Raw genomic sequence first — 20,078 nt, 5'->3', positions numbered from 1 at the left:
GGGGAGTCATGCCGGGCAACGACAGCGCGGGCCTGCCGAGCGAGGCGTTCTTCATACCGGGGACGTCGTCCTTCACCGAGTTCCTGAGCGCGCACCGCCCCGGACTGCTGCCCACCGCGCCCCCGTTCCCGCCCGGCGTCCGCGTGCCGGCGGACCGGTTCCCGCACGGCACCACCGTGCTCGCGCTCACCTACCGCGACGGCGTGCTGATAGCAGGGGACCGCAGGGCCACGATGGGCAACCTCATCGCCCAGCGCGACCTGGAGAAGGTGCACCCCGCCGACGACCACACGGCCGTCGCCTTCGCCGGCACCGTCGGCCTCGCCCTCGACATGGTGCGGCTCTACCAGGTCGAGCTGACCCACTTCGAGAAGATCGAGGGCGTCCCGATGACGCTCGGCGCCAAGGCGACCCGTCTCGCGGCCATGATCCGGCAGAACCTCGCCCAGGCCATGCAGGGCCTCGTCGTCGTCCCGCTGCTCGTCGGCTACGACCTCACCGCGCCCGGGGGCGGACGCGGCCGGATCTTCAGTTTCGACGCGGCCGGCGGGCTCTACGAGAAGCGGCACTTCCACGCCGAGGGCAGCGGCTCCCCCTACGCCCGGGGCGCGCTGAAGAAGCTGTACCGGCCGGACCTGTCCCGCCGGGAGGCGGCCCTCGCCGCGCTCCAGGCGCTGTACGACGCCGCGGACGACGACTCGGCCACCAGCGGCCCGGACCTGAACCGCCGGATCTTCCCCGTCGTCTCGGTCATCACCGAGGACGGCTTCGAGCGGCTCCCGCAGACGGAGACGGAGGACCTGAGCCGCGAGACGGTCCGGCAGCGCGCCGGCCGCCCGGACGGCCCGCACGCCTCACCCTGAAGGTCGGCACAAGGCCGTGGAGCGCAGCCGCCCGGCACCGCCGAAGGGCATCACCTCCCGTGACGGCGGGCCCGCCGAACGGTCCGCCGACCGATCTGTCCGGGCGCCGGCGGGGTTAATGATCCGGTCACGGGAAACGCGGACCAGGACCGCCCGCGAACCCGGAGGAGGCGACCATGAGCGACCAGCAGTCCGAGCAGACCCCCATGGCGGACGACGTCTACCAGCCCACGGGCAGCAACGAGGAACAGGAGGACGCCGGGCCCCTGGATTTGCAGGACGCGGTCGGCGAGCGCTCCTACGACGACATGCTCGACGAGGGCTACTCCCCGCCCGAGCGGCCCCTCGGCGTCACCAAGCACGGCACCACCGCGGCCGAGCAGCACGAGGGGGAGAGCCTGCACGAACGGCTCGGCCAGGAGGTCCCCGACGTGACCCCGCCGGCCGGCGACGAGATCGGCGACCTGCCCGGCGGCGAGGGCGAGCCGCTCGACCCCGAGGCCGGCGGGGCCCGCGCGGGCCGGCTGGTCGCGCCGGACGAGGGTGCCCACGCCGACACCACCAAGGAGGAGGTCGCCGAGGACGTCGGCATCGACGCCGGAGCGGCCGGGGCGGAGGAGGCGGCGGTCCACGTCGTACCGGACGACACCGGACTGCCCGAGTGAGGGACAACCGGCGACGCTCCGCGGCGGACTGGTCACCTTCCGTGTGACACCCCGTGCACAGGGTACCGGCCGGACTCACGTCCGGCCGGTCTCCCCGTTCGGGTCCCTGTGCTCCCCGGATCGCCTCAGGGCAGCAGCTTCTCGATGGCCGCCATGCCCTCCGACTCCAGCTTGCGACGCGCCCAGTCAAGCGTCTTCGGTGTGACGTCCCGGCCCGCCGCCATCACCAGGTCCTCTGGGGTGACGTCCTTGGCGGGCGCGGAGTGGAGCAGGGCGTCCGGGGTGCAGACGTCGTCCGACGAACGGGACTCTTCGGGTGTGGATGTCGACATGATGCCTCCTCCTCGGTCCGGATGACCGCATCCGTGCCGGTGCCTTTCGAACGGGGCACACTCTCACCATTGCCCTCCCCGGCGCACCCTGCATCCGGAAGCGCCTCGGGAGCGGGTGAGGACCTCCTGCCCACACCACGGCGAACCACTCGCCTAAGCTGGAAAACACTCGCATCAGGCACATACCGCCCGCACCGCCCCGCCCCCCGGGAGGCCGCCGATGGCCGATTCGCCGTTCCACGGGACCGGACCCCGTGACCACCGCTACCTGCCCATCGCCGAGCACGGACTCATCGGCGATCTGCGCACGGTGGCCCTGGTCGGCAGCAACGGCACCATCGACTGGTACTGCTGCCCGGCCTTCGACTCCCCGAGCGTCTTCGCGGCGGTCCTCGACGCCGAGCGCGGCGGCCGGTTCGAGCTGGCCGCCGCCGTGCCGGCCCGCACCAAGCAGTTCTACTTCCCCGACACCAACGTGCTGATCACCCGGTTCTTCACCGAGGACGGGGTCGGCGAGGTGCAGGACTTCATGCCGATCGTCGGCGAGGGGCCCGTGGATGCGGGCCGGCACCGGCTGATCCGGCGTGTGGTGTGCGTCCGCGGCACCGTCCCCTTCCGGATGCTGGTCGCGCCCCGCTTCGACTACGGCGCCGCCGCGCACACCGTGCGCCCCCTGGACGGCATGGTGGTGTTCGAGTCGCCCGCCCAGTCGCTGTCGCTCACCTCGACCGTCGCCCTGGAGTGCGACGAGCGGGACGCGCGCGCCGACTTCAAGCTCGGCGAGGGCGAGTCCGCCGTGTTCGCCCTCGACCAGGTCGACGGCGAGGTGTCCCCGCGCGGCTGCGCCCACGCCGAGGCGGAGCACCAGTTCAACGCCACGGTCGCCTACTGGCGCCGCTGGCTGCACCAGTCCCGCTACCGGGGCCGCTGGCGCGAGATGGTGCACCGCTCCGCGCTCACCCTGAAGCTGCTCACCTACGCCCCCACCGGCGCCATCGTCGCCGCCCCCACCACCAGCCTGCCCGAGCAGCTCGGCGGCGAGCGCAACTGGGACTACCGGTACGTGTGGGTGCGCGACGCCGCCTTCGCCGTCTACGCCCTGCTGCGGCTCGGCTTCACCGGCGAGGCCGAGGCGTTCATGGGGTTCCTGACCACGCACATCAGCCCCGGCTGCGGCGACGGCTCCGGCCCGTTGCAGATCATGTACGGCATCGACGGCCGCACCGAACTGCCCGAACGCGAACTGCCGCACCTGGAGGGCCACCTCGGCTCCGCCCCGGTCCGGGTCGGCAACGCCGCCGTCGGCCAGCTCCAGCTCGACATCTACGGCGCCCTGATCGACTCCATCTACCTCTACGACAAGTGGGCCCAGCCCATCTCCAGCGGCCAGTGGGACGACGTGTGCCGCCTGGTCGACTGGGTGTGCGACCACTGGGACCAGCCGGACGAGGGCGTGTGGGAGACCCGCGGCGGGCGCAAGGACTTCACGTACTCGCGGCTGATGTGCTGGGTCGCCATCGAGCGGGCCATCCGCCTGGCCACTCACCGCGGGCTGCCCGCCGACCACCGCCGCTGGCGGCAGGCCCGGGACACCATCTACCGGCGGATCATGGAACGCGGCTGGTCGCAGCTCCGGAGCGCCTTCGTGCAGTACGAGGGCGGTGACGTCCTGGACGCGTCCCTGCTCATGATGCCGCTCGCCAAGTTCATCGCCCCCACCGACCCCAAGTGGCTGTCCACCCTGGACGCGCTCACCGAGGACCTCGTCTCCGACTCGCTCGTCTACCGCTACGACCCGCAGGCCAGCCCCGACGGACTCCGCGGCGACGAAGGCACCTTCTCCATCTGCTCGTTCTGGTACGTCGAGGCGCTGGTCCGGGCCGGCCGGCTCGACGAGGCCCGGCTGGCCTTCGAGAAGATGCTCACCTACGCCAACCACCTCGGGCTGTACGCGGAGGAGATCGGCCGCACCGGCGAGCAACAGGGCAACTTCCCGCAGGCCTTCACCCACCTGTCCCTCATCAGTGCCGCGTTCAACCTGGACCGCGCCCTCGGCTGAGGCCGCCCGCACGTCCCGGTCGGGCCACGTCTGTCACCGCCGTGTCACAGCGCGTCCGCACGCCACAACCACCCCCGCCCCCGCCGGGTCGAACCATGCGCCGGCACCGACCAGCCGGCCGACGGATCACCGATCACCCACGGGGGTAAGGGACATGACCAGCCACACCCGACGCACCGCAGGCTCCGCCGCCGTCGCCGCGGCCTCCTTCCTGCTGCTGGCCTCGGCCGGCATCCTCGCCGCCCCGGCCGCGTTCGCGGGCGTGCCCGGCGGCACCACGGCCGCCGACCGCAACAGCGACTTCAACGGCGACGGCTACACCGACCTGCTCACCGGCGTCCCCGAGGGCACCGTCGACGGCAAGGAGGGCGCCGGCTACGTCACCGTGCAGTACGGCGCCCCGAACGGCATCGGCACCGACGCCACCGTCCCCAGGGGCCGGGTCCAGGTCATCAGCCAGTCCACCCAGGGCGTGCCCGGCACCTCCGAGGCCTGGGACGACTTCGGGCAGGCCGTCGCCACCGGCGACCTGGACGGCGACGGCTACGACGACGCGGTGATCGGCGCGCCCGGCGAGGACGAGGGCACCGTCGCCGACGCGGGCCGGGTGACCGTCCTGTACGGCTCCGCGAAGGGTCTCGGAGCGGAGCAGAACGCCTCCGTCACCGCCGCGAAGCCCGCCGCCGGCGCCCGCTTCGGACTGTCCGTGGCCGCCGCCCGGTTCACCGGCGACATCGACTCCGACCAGCTCGTGGTGGTCGACCAGAACGTCGGCCTCACCGTGTTCACCTGGCACGCCGGCGTCCTGCGCCAGGTCGCCGCCCCGCACTCCACCGGCCACCGGCTCCAGCCCGGCTACGTCACCACCGGCGACTACGACCGCAACGGCTTCGCCGACCTCGTCGTCTCCGGCTACAGCCCCGACGACGACCACACCAAGGGCTGGTCGGCGTACTACGCGGGCGGCCCCGACGGCCTCGCCTACCGGCGGGACCTGCACGGCGGCCTCGGCTCGGCCTCCGGCGACATCGACCGCGACGGCTACGACGACCTCGTGGTGGGCCAGCTCAGCGCCGCCGACGAGGCCACCGGCGACGCCGACGCACCCGGCGGCCTGGTCGGCGTCTACTACGGCGGCGACGGCGGCCCGGCCGGCACCCAGGGCCCCGGCACCGCCCCGCAGTGGTGGTCGCAGAACTCCCCGGGCGTCCCCGGCACCGCCGAGGACGGCGACGCGTGGGGCGCCGACCTGTCCGTGGCCGACGTCAACGGCGACGGCTACGCCGACGTGGCGGTCGGCGCGCCCGGCGAGGACATCGGCACCGTCGCCGACGCCGGGGCGGTCTGGCTGCTGCCCGGCTCCCGCACCGGTCTCACCGGCAGCCACGCCCAGTCCTTCGACCAGAACACCCAGGGTGTCCCCGGCACCGCCGAGGCCGACGACGCCTGGGGCGCCCAGGTCCGGCTCGCCGACACCGACGGCGACGGCCGCGCCGAACTGGTGGCCGCAGCGCCCGGCGAGAACGCGGGCGACGGCGCGGTGTGGCTGCTGCCCGCGAGCGGCGGCGGGCTGCTCGCCGACGGCTCCTGGTCCTACGGGGCCGCCGCGCTCGGGGGCACCGCCCACGGAGCCCGCTTCGGCGCCGTGATCGACGAGTAGCACCGGCCCGATCGGCCGGTGTGCCCGCAGGTCGCACGGGTACCCGGCGTGACGGCAAGCGGAATCGCCACAGGGTCGACAGAAGGAGGAGACCCCGGATGACCAGCACCAGCGAGACCGGCGACGTCACCGGCACCCGCGACAAGGACTACAACCTGATCTGGTACGTCGAGGCGTGCCTGAGCAACGCCCTGCGTCTGGAGCAGTACATCCAGGACGCCGAGCGCGACAAGGACAACGAGGTCGTGGAGCTCTTCCGCAAGGCACAGTCCGACAGCCGCAAGGGCGCCGAGCTGGGCAAGCAGTTGCTGCGCTCGCGGCTCGACGGCGGCTGACCGCCGCCCGCTCAGGCGAACCGGGAACTCGGGACCGGCCCGGCGGACCGCACACGCGCCCGTTCACCGCGCAGCCACGTGCCCCTCACGGCCGTGGCGAACGCGGCGAACCGCGCGTCGTCGTCCGCCGGGCCGTCGCCGTCCCCGGGGTCGGGCGACGGGTCCGCCGCGGTGATCCCGGCGGCGATCTCCGCCTCCGGCCGGTCGTCCGCCGGCCCCCGCTCGACCCCGCCGTCCGCCGACGGACGCAGCTGCGGACCCCACGGCGCCACCACCGACTGGTGCAGCAGGGCGGCGCTGTCCGGGGTGACGGCGGGCGGGTCCGTCCAGCAGCACGCGTGCGCGTGCAGCACCTGCCCCGGGGCGCGTGCGAACAGCTCCCCGACCAGCTCCGGCCCGCCGTCGTGCGCCGCGAGCCCGTCGAGGTCGTACGCCACGACCACCGTGTCCGCCCGGCCCGGCGCGAACGGCTCCGCCGGCAGGCCCAGCACCTCGGCCGCGGCCAGCCCGAGGACGCGCGAGTCCCGGTCCGGCAGCAGCGACACCGACCGGGGCCGTACCCCGGTGGCCGCCAGCAGGTCCCGCAGCCGCAGCAGGCCGCGCAGACACTGGTCCGGGGTGTCCTGCAACCAGGCGTAGCGGCCGTTCATGCCCGCGTCGTAGCCGTACGGGGACAGCGTGCCGAGGACCGTGCCGCCGAGCACGTACTGCCAGCCCCGCAGATCGACCGCGTCGAGCGGGCCCGCCCGCCCGGCGTCGGCGGCCCGCGCCAGCATCCGGTCCTGCCGCTCCCGCGCCGGCCGCCACCGCTCGTCCTCCGGGTCGGGCAGCAGCGCGCGCTGACGCCGGGCCAGCTCCAGATCGCCCCCCAGCACGGCATTGAACACCAGCAGATACCGGTCCGGCCAGTTGGCCAGACGGTCCTCGTGGCGGGCGAGTTCGGCCACCGCCTCCCGGTGCCGGCCCTCGTCCTCGTACGCCGACACCAGCTCCCGCAGCACCGGCAGCGCCCCGCCGCTGAGGCGAAGTGCCGCACGCAGCGCGGGAATCGCCAGATCCGGCACCCCGCGCTCGACACACGCGTACCCGAAGTCGTAGAGCGCCCGGGGGTCCTCGGGAGCGGCGGCCAGCGCGGCCGAGGCGTCGGCGAGATCGCCGAACCCGGCCGAGCCCGCCGCCCGCCCCACCACCAGGGCCACCTCGTCGAGCGGCTGATCCTCCCCGGCCGCCCGCACCTGCCGCAGCGCACCGGGTACGTCACCGGCGTCCAGGGTCTCCCAGGCGGTGCGGAGGGCGGGCGACGTGGGCCGGGCGGTGCGGCGATTCCTGCGCGAGAACATGCCGGAGATCATCACCCGCGGGCTGGCGGGCCCTCAAACGATTTCCCCGCCCCTGCGCACGCTCAGGGAAGCGGCTGCTCCGCCCAGATCACCTTGCCGTGCGGGGTGTACCGGGTGCCCCAGCGCTCGGCGAGCTGGGCGACCAGGAACAGGCCCCGGCCCCCCTCGTCGGTGCTCGCCGCGTACCGCAGGTGCGGCGAGGTCGTGCTGCGGTCGGACACCTCGCAGATCAGGGTGCGGTCGCGCAGCAGCCGTACCCCGATCGGGCCGCGCCCGTAGCGGATGGCGTTGGTGACCAGCTCGCTCAGGATCAGCTCCGTCGTGAACGCCAGCTCGTCCAGGCCCCAGTCGGACAGCCGCCGGGTCACCGAGGCCCGCACCTCCGACACCGCCGCCGGGTCGGACGGCACCTGCCACTGCGCGACCCGGTCGTCGCCCAGCACCCGGGTGCGGGCGACGATCAGCGCCACGTCGTCGCTCGGCCGGGCCGGCAGCCGGTCCAGCACGGTACGGCAGGTGTCCTCGGGGGAGGCTCCCGGCGTCCGCAGCAGCGCGTCGCGCAAGCCGCCCAGCCCCTCGTCGATGTCCCGCTCCCGGTCCTCCACCAGACCGTCGGTGTACAGCACCAGCCGGCTGTCCTGCGGCAGTTCCAGCTCGGCCGTCTCGAACGGCAGCCCGCCCAGGCCCAGCGGCGGTCCCGCGGGCACGTCCAGGAACTCCACACCGCCGTCCGGCCGCACCAGCGCGGGCGGCGGATGGCCGGCCCGGGCCATCGTGCACAGCCGGGACACCGGGTCGTAGATCGCGTACAGACAGGTCGCGCCCGTCACCACGGACGCGCCCGTGACCGGTGCCTCGTCCTGGTCGAGCCGGCCGACCAGCTCGTCCAGCAGGCTCAGGAGCTCGTCCGGCGGCAGGTCCAGCGAGGAGAAGTTGTGCACGGCCGTACGCAGCCGGCCCATCGTCGCCGCCGCGTGCAGCCCGTGCCCCACGACGTCCCCGACGACGAGGGCCACCCGGGCGCCGGACAGCGGCAGCACGTCGAACCAGTCGCCGCCCACCCCCGCCTGGGCCGGCAGATAGCGGTAGGCGATGTCCAGGGCGCCCTGCTCGGGCAGGCTGCGCGGCAGCAGGCTGCGCTGGAGGGTGACCGCCATGCTGTGCTCACGGGTGTACCGGCGGGCGTTGTCGATCGACACCGCCGCCCTCGCCACCAGCTCCTCCGCGAGGGCCAGTTCCTCGGCGTCGAACGGCTGCGGTTTCTCCGCCCGCCAGAAGTTCGCCACGCCCAGCACCAGGCTGCCCGCCCGCAGCGGCACCGTGATCATCGAGTGGATGCCGAACGCCAGCACCTGGTCCGTGCGCTCCAGGTCCTGCGCCCGCCAGCCGGGTTCGTCGCGCAGCCGCGGCACCACGACCGACTGCCCGGTCGTCAGGGCCCGCGCCTGCGGCGAGGTGGCCACGAACCGGATCCGCTCGCCGAGCGGATACAGCGGGGCCTCCCCGCGGACGCCCGCGCAGGCCGCGCGGCGCAGCGCCGTCCCCGGCCGCGGCTCCTCCCCGCCCAGCACCGCGTCGAACAGGTCCACCGTCGCGTAGTCCGCGAACCGGGGCACCGCCAGCTCCGCCAGCTCCTCCGCGGTGCGGGTCACGTCCAGGCTGGTGCCGATGCCCACACCGGCCTCGTACAGCATGTTCAGCCGCTCCCGCGCCACCTCCGCGCGGCCCGACAGGGCGCGCAGCTCGGTGGAGTCGCGCAGCGTGGTGACGCTGCCCGGCGGGCCGCCGCGCAGGTCCGTGGGCCGCTGGTTGATCGCCAGCAGCCGGTCCTTGACCAGGTGCACCTCGTCCGTGGCGACCCGTCCCGAGGCCAGCAGCCCCGCCGTCTCGTCGTCCAGGCCCAGCTCCAGCACATGCCGCCGCTCGGCGTCCGCCGGCAGGCCCAGCAGGCGGTGGGCCTCGTCGTTGGCGAGCAGCAGCCTGCCGTCACCGCCGACGATCAGCACGCCCTCCCGGACCGCGTGCAGCACCGCGTCGTGGTGCTCGTACATCCTCGTCATCTCGTACGGCCCGAGGCCGTGCGTCTGGCGCAGCAGCCGTCTGCTGACCAGGGCCGTGCCCGCGGTCGCCAGCGCGAGTGCGGCAGCCGCCGCGGCCAGCAGCAGCGGTAGCTGCTGGTCGGCGGCCCCGCCCACGTGCGCGGTGGTGATTCCGGCCGCCACCAGGCCCACCACCTGGCCACCGGAGTCCTTCACCGGCACCACGACCTGCACCAGCGCCCCGATGGTGCCGTTGACGTGCTCGGTGACCGTGCCGCCGGCCACGGCCGGGGCGATGTTGCCGACGAACTTCTTGCCGATGCGGTCGGCCTTGGGGTGCGTGTAGCGGATGCCGTCGGTGTTCATCACGACGATGAAGTCCACGCCGGTCGCCTTGCGGGCCGCCTCCGCGCGCGGCTGGAGCACGGCCGTGGGGTCCGGGGAGCGCAGGGCGGCGGCCGTGCCGGGGGCGTTGGCGAACGTCTCGGCCACGGCGAGGGAACGGTTGGCCGCCTCGGTGTCGCTGTCGTGCCGCACCTGGAGCACCTGGGCCACCGCCGCCGAGATGACCAGCAGCAGCACGATCACCACTTGCAGGACGAACACCTGCCCGGCCACGCTGCGCCCGGTCACCGCCGCCCGCAGCACCCCCGGCCGGCTTCCGCTCGTGCCGCCGTCCGCCGCCGCTGGGCTGTGCGGTGCGCGCGGGTACCCGAAAGAGCGGGGCGGCCGAGTCACGGGCCGGCCGGGCAGTCGCACCATGTGCCCATGTCTACACTGCCCGGCGCCCGCAGGCGAGACCATCACCCGAGGCGGCGACGGCCGAGCGCCGGGCCGGGGCGGGCCCGGGTGGGCGGGGTGGGCCGGTCACCGGCCGGGAGCGGGCGGCGGACGGCGGGCGGCCAGCAGCAGGGCCACGTCGTCGGGGCGGTCGGTGGCGTGCCGGGCGGTGGCCGTCAGCCGGTCGGCGACCCCGGACAGGGACCGCCCGCCGCCCCGGCCGGTACCGGCACCGGCCTGGGCGAGCGCCAGCCGCAGCGACGCGATGCCGTCGTCGATGTCGGCGCCGGGCCGCTCCACCAGACCGTCGGTGTACAGGGCGAGGATCGCGTCCGGCTCCAGCCACAGCTCGGTCACCGGGTACCGGGCGTGCGGATCCACGCCGAGGACGACACCTCCGGGGATGTCCAGCAGCCGGGTCCGGCCGTCCGGGCAGCGCAGCAGCGGCGGCGGATGGCCCGCCCGGGCGACCCGGGCCCGGCCGGTGGCGGGGTCCAGGCGCAGGTAGCAGCAGCTGGCGAACTGGCCGGGGTCCAGGTCGATCAGCAGGTGGTTGGTGCCGCTCAGGACCTCGTCCGGCGGCCGGTCGCCCAGCGCGAACGCGCGCACGGCGCTGCGGAGCTGGCCCATCGTGGCCGCCGCCTGCACCCCGTGCCCCTGCACATCGCCGATGACCAGCGCGAGCCCGCCCCCGGCCTCCACCACGTCGTACCAGTCACCGCCCACGTCCATGCCCTGCGTCCCCGGCAGATACCGCCCCACGGTCTCCACCCGCGGATGCGTCGACAGCCGACGGGGCAGCAGGGCCTGTTGCAGGCCGCGGGCGAGCGCCGCCTCGTCGTCGTAGCGCCGTGCCCGTTCCATCGCGTGCGCGATCAGCCCGGCGAGCGCGGTGAGGACCGTGCGTTCCTCCGTGCTGAAGGCGCGCTCGCGGTCGAAGCCGAGGATGCAGGAGCCCACCGGCCTGCCCGAGGCGATCAGCGGCAGGAAGGCACGCGAGCCCTCCTGCGCGTCGAGGGCGATCCCCGGATAGGCCGCCGCGATCTGCCCCATGTTCTCGAAGAACAGCGGCCGGCCGGTGGTCAGGGTCTCCACACCGGGCACGTGCGCGTCGAGGCCGATGCCCTCGAACGGCGCGAGGAAGCCCTGCGGGAACCCCGTCTCCCAGGCCAGGTACAGATGCCGGTCCTGGAGCAGGTAGATGGCCAGCCGCCGGCCGCCGAACGCGGGCAGCAACTCCTGCATGACCACCGCCGACACCTGCCGGGCGGTCACCGCGTCCGTCAGCGCGATGGCCAGCGCGATCGGCCGGTACAGCGGCGTCATCGAGCGGGCGCCCGCCACCGCGTCCTTCGGGACCCTGGCCTCCGGCGCCGGCCCGCTCGCGGCGTCCACCCGGCTGGCCGGGACGAGCACGCAGGTCAGCAGGTCCGTGCCGGGGTGCACCGAGACCGCCAGCCAGTCGCCCTCACCGGATTCGTCCCGGTCGTCGGCAGGCCGCCGGGCGTGGAAGTGCACCGGCTCGGGGGAGAGCAGGGCGCCGCGCAGATGGTCGTCGTACGGCGGCCCGGTCAGCCAGGGCAGCGCCTCCCACAGCGCCTGCCCCAGCAGCCGCTCCCGCGCCCGGCCCGTGAGCCGGGCCGCCGCCGGGTTGGCGTACACGATCAGCCCCAGCCGGTCCAGGCAGAACACGCCCTCCGGCAGCAGGTCGGCCGCGCCGTCGGCGGCGGCGGCCGTACCGGGGTCGAACACCACCCCGTGGACCGCCGTCCCGGCGCGGTCCGCGCGGTCCTCGTCGGCCGGCCACAGGTCCAGCAGCCGCGGCGTGCCGTCGCGGGCGCGCAGGCTCAGCGGCGCGCTCGGCGGTTTCCCGGCGGCGGTGTCGCGCAGCGCGGCCAGGATCCGGTGCGCGTCGGCGGGGGCCACGGCGTCCGCGAGCGCCGTCGTCGTCCCCGCGAACTCGCCGGGGCGCAGCCCGAGCAGGGCGTGCAACCGGTCGTCCGCACGGACCACGGAGGTCGCCGGGTCACAGCTGAAGCGTCCTACGGCGGCCCGGGCGGGCCGGCTCGCGGGCGGCCGTACGCACAGCGGCTCGCCGTCCCAGACGATCGCGCCCTCGTCGCCGTCGGCCAGACCGAGCAGTTCGGTGCCCAGCCCCTCGGCCAGCCGGCCGAGCAGTTCCCGGTCGAGCAGGTCGTGCACGGTGTCCGTCACCGCCGGGTGCAGGACCGTGAGCACCCCCAGCGGTGCGGTCCCGCCCGGCACCGGCACGTGCACCGACCCGAACGGGAAGGGCAGACCGGCCGCGAACTGCGGATACCGGCGCATGGTCTCCGTGGCGTTCGGCAGGACCACCTGGACGCCGAGCCGGTAGGCGTCGGCGACCGGGAACGGCCGGCCGACGTGCAGCCGCCACCAGGACCTGAACAGCGGACCTGGCAGCCCCGTGAGCACCGCCAGGCGCAGCAGGCCCGGGGTGCGGGAGCGCAGGTACACGCCCGCCGCCCGGCCGCCGGCCGCGGTGAGGACGCTGGTCGAGACGTCGGTCAGCAGCGCGGTCAGCCGGGCCCGCGTACGGACCGCCTGCTCGTCGCTCCCGGCCATCGGTCCCACCTCGTCCCGTGCGGCTCCGGGTGGATGACACAGCAAGAATGCGCCACGAGACGCACGGAACGCACCTGGACGGGGTGGAGAGGGGCGGGGCGGGCACCCCCGGTACCGGCCGGAGGGCACCGGGCCGGCTCACACCAGTGCCCCGCCCGAGTGGCGGGCTCCGGGGCCCGCTCCTAGTAATGGAGTCCGTGACGCGGCGACCGCAGACGGGGCGCGGGTGCGGTCGCACCCTTCTCCTGGAGACGAGATGACGACCTGCTCTTCATCCCCCCGTCCCGACGACTCGGTGATATCCACGGCACCGGATGCCCCCACCTCGTCCCCGCACCTCCTCACGCGGCCCGTGCAGTCGCTCCCCCCGGAGGAACCCGCGCACGGCGACCCCTTGCGCAGCCTGGTTCACGCGGCCGTCGCCGACCGCCCGCTGGAGGACGTGGTCCGGCTCATCACGCTGCTGGAGAGCACGCCCGAACCGGCCCGGACGACAGCCGACGTGCTGCGCGCGGTCGCGGTCGACCGGTCGGTGGAGGACGTCACCCGCCTGGTCACGCTGCTGACCGAACCGCCCCGGGACAGCGACAGCGCCGACGAGGCGATCCGGGCCGCCGCTCAGCGCCGCCCCCTGGAGGACGTCTCCCGGTTGGTGCAACTGCTGCACCGCGGCCCGGCGGAATCCCACTGCGCGGAGGCCGCTGTGCGGGCGGTGGCGGTGCACCGGCCCGTGGAGGAACTCGCCGAGCTGATCGGCCGACTGGCGGCGGAACGGCGGACGAGTCAGGCCGAGGAGCGGTCGGTGTCCACCGCCGTGGCACCGGCGGTCGTGTGGGAGGTGGGGTGGTCGGCCCCGCAGGCGCCGGCGGAGGCGGGGCGGCCCGCCGCGGCAGAGCCGGCGGCGGGACGGCCGGCCGCGGCAGGGCCGGTGAAGACCCGGCGCATCGTCGTCGAAGGGCGGACGAGGACACCGCGGTCCGACGCGGAGGGGCGGGCGGGAGGACGACGGGCGGGTGCGGACCGGGCCGGGGACGACCGGACGCCGACGGCTTGCCTGTGGGCCGCCCGGTGCGCCGCGCTGCTGGTGTTCCTGTGCGGGACGGCGCATGCCCCGCGCTACTGGACCGCGCTGTCCCACGGCGCCCTCGGGGCCACCCTGCTCGCCTCGGCGCTGTGCGGCCTGCTGGCGCTCGCCCTCACCGCGCGGGCGGCGCCGGCCCGGCTCGTGGCGGCGACGGCCGCGGTCGGGGTCACGGCGGTGCTCGCCGCCGGGCACGTGCTCGGCGGACGGTTCAGCCTGCCGGACCCGGCCCGGCTGCGGGCGGCGACCCTGGCACCGTCGTGGCTGGCCGGCCCGACCGCCGCGGCAGCGGCACTCGGCGCACTGGCGGTCCTGCTCACGGCCCTGACCCCGGGCAAGGCCGAGCGGGAGGACGCCGGTTGAGGCCGTCCGGCCGGGTCGGGCCTGGTTCCGGACCGGCGCCGCCGGGCTCCCCCTACACCGAGGAGGCCGGGCGCTCCGGGGGCGCCCATGGGCGCAGCACCAGGTGGCCGTCCTCCCGGGTGGCCGCCATGGCCGACGGGAACGTGTCCGTCTCCAGGCACACGGCCACGTCCTCGGGATCGACACCGGCCCATCCGCGCCGCACACCGTCGGCCAGCCGGGCGGCGGCGGTGGAGCGCCGGGCCCGCGCCAGGTAGGGGCCCGCGTCGACGTCGTCCGTCCGCACGCGTTCCGCGATGTACTGCGCGCAGGCCCGATCCTCCTCGGCCCGCCCGCCGTCCCCGGTGACCACGAAGGTCACCGTCTGCGCCCGCACCCGCCGCAGCGCCCCGGCGGTCGCCCCGGCCACCGCGAAGCTCGCGCACAGCAGCAGCCCGGCGTCCGCCACGGCCAGCGCCCCGGCCGTCCCGGCGGTGGTCTTCTGGACGACCGTACGGCCCCGCAGGTCCAGGGCACGCAGCCGGGCGGGCGAGTTGACCAGGTCGAACCCCGGCATCGGCGCCCCGTCCTGGCAGGCGAGCCAGTCCGGATGACGGGCCTTCAGCGCCAGCGCCTCCCGCAGCGTGCGGGCGAAGACGATCCGCTCGGCGCCGCGCCGGAACGCCCAGGCGGCCACGGTGAACGCGCGCATCACGTCGACGACCACGGCCACGCCGGGGGCCGCCGGGGCACCGGGGATGCCGGTGAACACGGGTCGCATCGCCCCATGGTGCGGCATACCCCCGGTGCGGTGCACCGCGCCCGGCCGGTCAGGGCTCGGTCGGCCCGCCCGGCAGCGGCCGGGCGGCGCGCAGGCTGCGCAGGGCGAGGAGCAGGACGCCGATGTCGTCCAGGTAGACCGGGTCGGGCAGCAGATCGGTGGGCAGCACCAGATAGGCGACCGCGCCCCAGAACACCCACCGGGGCCCCGTCGGCAGCCCCGCCCGCCGCAGCGTCCGCCGCGCCCGCACCAGCCGCACCAGCAGCCCGACCGCGACGGCGAGCAGCACCGCCGCGACGACGGCGGCGATCACCAGCAGGGTCGTGGTCGTGTCCATTGCGGCTCCTTGCCGAAGCGGGGCGTCTGCGAACGGTACGACCGTCCATGTACCCCGACGGACTCCTACGATGAGCGGCCGTCCGCGTCGCCGCCGGCGCCCGCGGCCCCGGCGCTGCCGTCCGATGGGGAATCCTCGGCGGACCCCTGCTGCTGCCGGCCCTTGGGCGCCAGCTTGAGCCGTTCGAACGTCCGCGTCAGCTGCTGCAACGCGCCCGGTGTCCGGGCGGCGGGCCGCTGCTGGGGGAGGGCGGGCGCGGGCACGTCGCGGTACGCCGCCAGGGCCTCCAGCGCCTGCTCGGCGGCCTGTTTGTACAGGTCCCGGGACTTCGTCATCGCCTCCAGCGCCTCGGCGTACATGGCGACCAGCCGCCGCTCCCGCTCCAACTGCTCCTGAAGGGTCATCAGGGTCCAGTTCTCGCGCAGGTCCGTCAGCGCCTCCTCGGCGTCCCCCGGCAGCGGCCGGGGCAGGGCGACGAAGTGCCGTAGCGCCGCGACGAGTCCGGCCGGTTCCGAACCGTCCAGGAAGACGGTGCGTACGCTGTGCTCCCGGCCGTCGTACCCCTCAGGCGCCGGATCCGGCGGCAGCAGCACCGCGCCGCCGCGCGGCACCTCGACACCGAGGTCCTTCAACGCCCAGTTGACGGCGCGCAGTTGCTGCGGTGCGGCCCGGTGCTCGATGACGCGGTGCCGCAGGCCGGGCGGCAGCAGCCGCGCCAGCGGCAGCCGGCCCCGCTCGTCGGGTGTCATCGCCTCGTGGACGACGACATGGACGCACCACGCCTCCCGCGCCGCGTCCCGCAGCCGGCGCCGCATGTCCTTGTCGTCCTCCGGCAGCGCGTTGACGTGCCGGAAGCGCAGGCCCGCGACCGTGGGGTGATGGTCCCAGGAGCCGTCGTCGTCCTCGTCCGAGCCGCCCTCGGGCCAGAAGAGCGTCGCGGGCGACGGCCAGGCGTCGTCCCACGGACGCTCCGCCTCCGCGACCAGCCGCCACTCGTGGCCCGGCAGCCGGCCCTCCTGCGGTACGAGGGTGAGCCGGGCCCGCACGGTCACCGTGCCGCCGGCTCGCCAGCGGGCCTCGAAGACCCGCCGCGCCGGGTCCCCGGCCGTGGGCGGCTCGGCGAAGTCGTCGATGTCACCGCTCTCCTTGTGCCGTCGCAGGGTGCGGCGGAGGACGTTCTCGGGGGCGGGACCGGTGTGGCGGCCCCGGGCCGCCCAGAGGGTCTGCGGGGTGGTGGCGCGGTCGCCGGCGGAGTTCGACATGAGCCAATCTGCTGATGGGGGCGGGTGTGCCTCCCAGTATCACCGTTCGGCGGGGCGACACGGCGGCGGGGGCCCGGCCCCGCGCGTCGCCCGGGAGTGCGCCCGGAGCGCGGGGTGCGCGCCGTACGCCCGGGGTGCGCGCGGCGCGCGTGAGGCGACCGCGGTTCACCCGTGTCCGGCCGGCGGTCGCGGCGCCCACAATGTCCGGCGAACGGGGCCCGCCCGTCCATCCGCTCAGGGGCGGACCCCGTTCACCCCTGCCGGCGCCCACCGCCAGTACGGAACGGGGCGGGGGCCGGCGCACCGGCGCCGGCCCCCTGGGACCCGGAGGGAGGAGGGCGGTTACGCGCCGCTCTCCCGCAGCATGTCCTCACGCTCGACGATCTTCACGCGCTCGCGGTCCTGCGGTTCGCCCAGGGCACGCTCGGCGGCGTCCAGCTTGTACCAGCCCTCCCAGGTGGTGAAGCGGACGTTGCGCTCGGCGAGGAAGGCGTCCACGGCCTCCGGCTCGGGCGAGGCGGGGGTGTGCAGACGGCCGCCGGCGAAGTCGTCCAGCAGGTTGGCCACGGTCTCGTTGGCGTCGCCCTTGGTGTGGCCGATGAGACCGACGGGGCCGCGCCGGATCCAGCCGGTGACGTAGGTGGACCGCAGGTGGGTGCCGCCCTCCTCGATCACCCGGCCGCCCTCGTCCGGGACGGTCCCGGAGTCGATGTCCCAGGGGAGCTTGGGCAGCTTCTCGGAGAGGTAGCCGACCGCGCGGTAGACCGCCGTGACGTCCCAGTCCTTGAACTCGCCGGTGCCCTTGACGTTGCCGGTGCCGTCCAGGGCGGTGCGCTCGGTGCGCAGGCCGACGACCTTGCCGTCCTTGCTGAGGATCTCGGCCGGCGACTCGAAGAAGTGGAGGAAGAGCTTGTGCGGGCGGTCGCCGGCATCGCGGATCGCCCAGTTCTCCAGCGTCTTGGCGACCATGTCGGCCTGCTTGTTGCCGCGCCGGGTCTCGATCGAGCCCGCGTCGTAGTCGATGTCCTCGGGATCGACGATGACCTCGATGTTCGGGGAGTGGTCCAGCTCGCGCAGCTCCATCGGGCTGAACTTCGCCTGGGCCGGGCCGCGGCGGCCGAAGACGTGGATCTCCACGGCCTTGTTGGCCTTCAGACCGTCGTAGACGTTCGGCGGGATCTCGGTCGGCAGCAGCTCGTCGGCGGTCTTGGCGAGGATGCGGGCGACGTCCAGGGCGACGTTGCCGACACCGAGCACGGCGACCTTCTCGGCCTCCAGGGGCCAGGTGCGGGGCACGTCAGGGTGACCGTCGTACCAGGAGACGAAGTCGGCGGCGCCGTAGGAGCCGTCCAGGTCGATGCCGGGTATGGGCAGCTCGCGGTCGGCCATCGCGCCGGTCGAGAAGATCACCGCGTCGTAGAAGGCGCGCAGGTCGTCCAGGCTGATGTCCGTCGGGTAGTCGACGTTGCCGAACAGGCGGATCTGCGGCTTGTCGAGCACCTGGTGCAGGGCGGTGATGATGCCCTTGATGCGCGGGTGGTCGGGCGCGACGCCGTACCGGATCAGGCCGAACGGGGCGGGCATCCGCTCGAAGAGGTCGATGGAGACACCGGGGTCGGCGGCCACCTCGGACTTGAGCAGGGCGTCGGCGGCGTAGATCCCGGCGGGGCCGGCTCCGACAATGGCTACCCGCAGGGGGCGCGGCATGATCAGGTTCCCTTCGAGCGTGCATGGGCGACTTGATCACGAAGCCTAAACTAAGGCACACCTAAGTCGGTACGCGGGTCCGGTCTATGACCTCATAAGCCGATCTTATGCCTTGCCCAGCGGTGCCTTATGGGCGGGCCTCGTCAGGCGGGCCGGACGATTCGGTGGATCGCCGCCTCGCCGGCGCCGTAGATCGACTCCTCGCGGACGGACGACCCCGGTCCGGGGGCGTGGACCATCATTCCGTCGCCGACGTACAGGCCCACGTGCCGGTCGTCCTGGAAGAAGAGGACGAGGTCGCCGGGTTCCAGCCCGGCCGTCGTGAGCGGCGTTCCGGCCAGCGCCTGCTCGTGCGCGGCGCGCGGCAGTGTGACACCGGCCGCCTTCCACGCGGCCTGGGTGAGGCTGGAGCAGTCGTAGGAGTCCGGCCCGGTCGCACCCCACACGCACGGCTTCCCGAGCTGCGCCCGAGCGAACGCGATGGCCTTGGCGGCACGCAGAGCGCGAGACGACTCGACGGAGGCGGGCGCGGGCAGGGGCTGGGGGAGGGGGAGGGGGAGGGGCAGGGAGCCGGTGTCGGTCATGGGAGCGGTGATGCCGACCGGCGGAGCGGCTGCCATCGGCGCTGCCGACGCAACGGCGCCGTCCGGCGGGCCGAGCCGGGCGGTGCGTCCGGACAGCAGGTCACGCGCCGTGTCGAGCCTGCGCCGGATCCCGGCCTTCGAGGCGGCGGGGGACAGGCGGACGAATCCGGCGGAGCCGGGGAGTGTCCGGGGCAGCTGAACCGCCGCCCGCTGAGCGGCGGGCTGCGCGACGACCGGTAGGACGACCGGTAGAACGTCAGGACTCGCCACTTCCGCCGTGTCCCAGCCGACCGTGTCTGTCGCGCCCCAGCCGGCCGTGTCTGTCGTACCGCCGCTCAATCCCAGGGCCGTACCCGGAAGTTCCATGCTGCTCGCGGTATCGACCAGTGCCGTCCGCCCGGTCTCCAGAGCCGGCAGGGACCCGCCCGTCGGGTCCGTCACCGGGCCCGTCGTCAGTTCGGCCACTGTCTGGCCGGTGTGCGATTCCAGTGCCGCGGGCCGCTGTTCGGGCAGGCCGCCCGTCCCCAGCGCCCGCCGCTCGCCGCTCGGAAGAGCGCGGGTCTCCCTGCCGCCGGCCGGAAGAGCCGGGAGGCCGAGGCCCTCGCTGGCTCCCCTCGGGAGAACGAGGGGCTCGCTGCCGCCGGCCGGCAGGGCGCGTGCCTCCCGCTCACCCCCCGCGGGCGGAAGCCCGTCCATCCGCCCTCGCGAACGCGTCGGCGCGGCAGACCTGTCGGGCCGCCGGTCGGCGGGCAGTACGGCGGGGACGGTCGGGCCGACATCGGCGCGTACCGCGTCGAACCACTGCCGGGCGACCTCGTCCAGTGCCGGGTCCGGACGCCGGTCCGCCCGCTTGGCCAGCGGTACGCCACGCGAACGCGTCCGGGCGGCCATGGCCCGGGTCGCGTTGAAGTTACCGGTGTCGTTCTCCGCCCGGTCGTAGAGGGATGCGATCCGCTGGCGGACCTCGTCGCGGCTCTCCGGCGCCATGGAAGACGTGCTCCTTCCTTGCCCCGCAGGGCAGTTGGGCGGCTCGCCGGGGCAGAGCCGGGCGGCGGCCTCGCGTCAACCTAGCCAACGTGTGTACCTCGTGTGAAGGTTGAGGTGTGAAATGTCCGATACATATTCGTGATGTTCGCGACGGCGTTCGAGAGGGAAGGGGCGGCGGCCATGGTTTCCTGTGAGGTCCCGGTGAATTCGCGATTCTGTTGAACGCGGTGGCTCCGCCCGCCGTATGAAGCCGGGGAGCTCCATGCCCGACCGCCCGGCCCCACCCACCGGCGGTCAGACCACCGGCGATCACACAGGGG

Annotated in this window: 15 protein-coding genes; 6 read left to right on the top strand and 9 right to left on the bottom strand. The window is 74.7% G+C overall.

The window, feature by feature from the left end:
• The first annotated feature begins 8 nt into the window (after positions 1-8).
• A complete protein-coding gene (gene prcB, locus AQJ11_RS08835; protein ID WP_059262487.1) occupies positions 9-863 on the top strand; it encodes a proteasome subunit beta in 855 nt (284 codons plus the stop codon).
• A gap of 176 nt (positions 864-1,039) precedes the next feature.
• Complete coding sequence (locus AQJ11_RS08830) at positions 1,040-1,528, top strand: DUF5709 domain-containing protein (protein ID WP_059262486.1); 489 nt, start codon at positions 1,040-1,042, stop codon at positions 1,526-1,528.
• A gap of 125 nt (positions 1,529-1,653) precedes the next feature.
• On the opposite strand, the gene AQJ11_RS08825 is transcribed toward AQJ11_RS08830, so the two are convergent.
• Positions 1,654-1,860, bottom strand: coding sequence for a hypothetical protein (locus AQJ11_RS08825; protein WP_014676746.1), 207 nt, complete (start codon positions 1,858-1,860; stop codon positions 1,654-1,656).
• A 220-nt stretch (positions 1,861-2,080) separates the two neighbouring features.
• Between AQJ11_RS08825 and AQJ11_RS08820 the strand changes: the two genes are divergently transcribed.
• The 3 genes from AQJ11_RS08820 to AQJ11_RS08810 all read left to right on the top strand — a co-directional run bounded on the left by AQJ11_RS08820 (position 2,081) and on the right by AQJ11_RS08810 (position 5,914).
• Entirely contained in the window at positions 2,081-3,919 is a 1,839-nt protein-coding gene (locus tag AQJ11_RS08820) for a glycoside hydrolase family 15 protein (RefSeq protein ID WP_059262485.1), read from the top strand.
• Between the two features lie 154 nt (positions 3,920-4,073).
• A complete protein-coding gene (locus tag AQJ11_RS08815) occupies positions 4,074-5,579 on the top strand; it encodes an FG-GAP repeat protein (RefSeq protein WP_059262484.1) in 1,506 nt (501 codons plus the stop codon).
• 98 nt (positions 5,580-5,677) lie between these two features.
• Positions 5,678-5,914: a hypothetical protein gene (locus AQJ11_RS08810; protein WP_014676749.1), complete on the top strand. Its 237-nt coding sequence runs from the start codon at positions 5,678-5,680 to the stop codon at positions 5,912-5,914.
• 11 nt (positions 5,915-5,925) lie between these two features.
• On the opposite strand, the gene AQJ11_RS08805 is transcribed toward AQJ11_RS08810, so the two are convergent.
• From AQJ11_RS08805 to AQJ11_RS08795, 3 genes are all read right to left on the bottom strand, one after another.
• Complete coding sequence (locus AQJ11_RS08805) at positions 5,926-7,254, bottom strand: hypothetical protein (protein ID WP_208616466.1); 1,329 nt, start codon at positions 7,252-7,254, stop codon at positions 5,926-5,928.
• A gap of 62 nt (positions 7,255-7,316) precedes the next feature.
• Entirely contained in the window at positions 7,317-10,055 is a 2,739-nt protein-coding gene (locus AQJ11_RS08800; RefSeq protein ID WP_244218162.1) for a SpoIIE family protein phosphatase, read from the bottom strand.
• 105 nt (positions 10,056-10,160) lie between these two features.
• Positions 10,161-12,677 carry a SpoIIE family protein phosphatase gene (locus AQJ11_RS08795; protein ID WP_059262481.1) on the bottom strand — a complete coding sequence of 839 codons (2,517 nt, stop codon included), beginning with the start codon at positions 12,675-12,677 and terminating at the stop codon, positions 10,161-10,163.
• A gap of 394 nt (positions 12,678-13,071) precedes the next feature.
• On the opposite strand from AQJ11_RS08795, the gene AQJ11_RS08790 reads away from it, so the two are divergent.
• On the top strand, positions 13,072-14,121 hold the full coding sequence (locus AQJ11_RS08790; RefSeq protein ID WP_059262480.1) for a hypothetical protein: 1,050 nt from the start codon (positions 13,072-13,074) through the stop codon (positions 14,119-14,121).
• A 52-nt stretch (positions 14,122-14,173) separates the two neighbouring features.
• On the opposite strand, the gene AQJ11_RS08785 is transcribed toward AQJ11_RS08790, so the two are convergent.
• The 5 genes from AQJ11_RS08785 to AQJ11_RS52105 all read right to left on the bottom strand — a co-directional run bounded on the left by AQJ11_RS08785 (position 14,174) and on the right by AQJ11_RS52105 (position 19,758).
• Positions 14,174-14,881, bottom strand: coding sequence for a 2-phosphosulfolactate phosphatase (locus AQJ11_RS08785; RefSeq protein WP_208616465.1), 708 nt, complete (start codon positions 14,879-14,881; stop codon positions 14,174-14,176).
• 49 nt (positions 14,882-14,930) lie between these two features.
• Entirely contained in the window at positions 14,931-15,218 is a 288-nt protein-coding gene (locus AQJ11_RS08780) for a YkvA family protein (RefSeq protein WP_014676756.1), read from the bottom strand.
• Between the two features lie 65 nt (positions 15,219-15,283).
• Complete coding sequence (locus AQJ11_RS08775; RefSeq protein WP_059262478.1) at positions 15,284-16,480, bottom strand: hypothetical protein; 1,197 nt, start codon at positions 16,478-16,480, stop codon at positions 15,284-15,286.
• Between the two features lie 342 nt (positions 16,481-16,822).
• Positions 16,823-18,187 carry an FAD-dependent oxidoreductase gene (locus AQJ11_RS08770; protein ID WP_059262477.1) on the bottom strand — a complete coding sequence of 455 codons (1,365 nt, stop codon included), beginning with the start codon at positions 18,185-18,187 and terminating at the stop codon, positions 16,823-16,825.
• Positions 18,188-18,330: 143 nt separating this feature from the next.
• Positions 18,331-19,758 carry a C40 family peptidase gene (locus AQJ11_RS52105; protein ID WP_279616941.1) on the bottom strand — a complete coding sequence of 476 codons (1,428 nt, stop codon included), beginning with the start codon at positions 19,756-19,758 and terminating at the stop codon, positions 18,331-18,333.
• Between the last annotated feature and the right edge of the window lie 320 nt (positions 19,759-20,078).

Origin of the sequence: Streptomyces corchorusii (assembly GCF_001514055.1) — a bacterium.
Classification (GTDB): Bacteria; Actinomycetota; Actinomycetes; order Streptomycetales; family Streptomycetaceae; genus Streptomyces; species Streptomyces olivaceoviridis.
This window is presented reverse-complemented; position numbering and strand designations above follow the sequence as displayed.

Coding starts and splice junctions, on each gene's coding strand:
- AQJ11_RS08830 (WP_059262486.1), top strand. CDS start 1,040: ATGAGCGACCAGCAGTCCGAGCAGACCCCCATGGCGGACGACGTCTAC.
- AQJ11_RS08825 (WP_014676746.1), bottom strand. CDS start 1,860: ATGTCGACATCCACACCCGAAGAGTCCCGTTCGTCGGACGACGTCTGC.
- AQJ11_RS08815 (WP_059262484.1), top strand. CDS start 4,074: ATGACCAGCCACACCCGACGCACCGCAGGCTCCGCCGCCGTCGCCGCG.
- AQJ11_RS08810 (WP_014676749.1), top strand. CDS start 5,678: ATGACCAGCACCAGCGAGACCGGCGACGTCACCGGCACCCGCGACAAG.
- AQJ11_RS08820 (WP_059262485.1), top strand. CDS start 2,081: ATGGCCGATTCGCCGTTCCACGGGACCGGACCCCGTGACCACCGCTAC.
- AQJ11_RS08785 (WP_208616465.1), bottom strand. CDS start 14,881: ATGCGACCCGTGTTCACCGGCATCCCCGGTGCCCCGGCGGCCCCCGGC.
- prcB (WP_059262487.1), top strand. CDS start 9: ATGCCGGGCAACGACAGCGCGGGCCTGCCGAGCGAGGCGTTCTTCATA.
- AQJ11_RS08780 (WP_014676756.1), bottom strand. CDS start 15,218: ATGGACACGACCACGACCCTGCTGGTGATCGCCGCCGTCGTCGCGGCG.
- AQJ11_RS52105 (WP_279616941.1), bottom strand. CDS start 19,758: ATGGCGCCGGAGAGCCGCGACGAGGTCCGCCAGCGGATCGCATCCCTC.
- AQJ11_RS08795 (WP_059262481.1), bottom strand. CDS start 12,677: ATGGCCGGGAGCGACGAGCAGGCGGTCCGTACGCGGGCCCGGCTGACC.
- AQJ11_RS08770 (WP_059262477.1), bottom strand. CDS start 18,187: ATGCCGCGCCCCCTGCGGGTAGCCATTGTCGGAGCCGGCCCCGCCGGG.
- AQJ11_RS08805 (WP_208616466.1), bottom strand. CDS start 7,254: ATGTTCTCGCGCAGGAATCGCCGCACCGCCCGGCCCACGTCGCCCGCC.
- AQJ11_RS08775 (WP_059262478.1), bottom strand. CDS start 16,480: ATGTCGAACTCCGCCGGCGACCGCGCCACCACCCCGCAGACCCTCTGG.
- AQJ11_RS08800 (WP_244218162.1), bottom strand. CDS start 10,055: ATGGTGCGACTGCCCGGCCGGCCCGTGACTCGGCCGCCCCGCTCTTTC.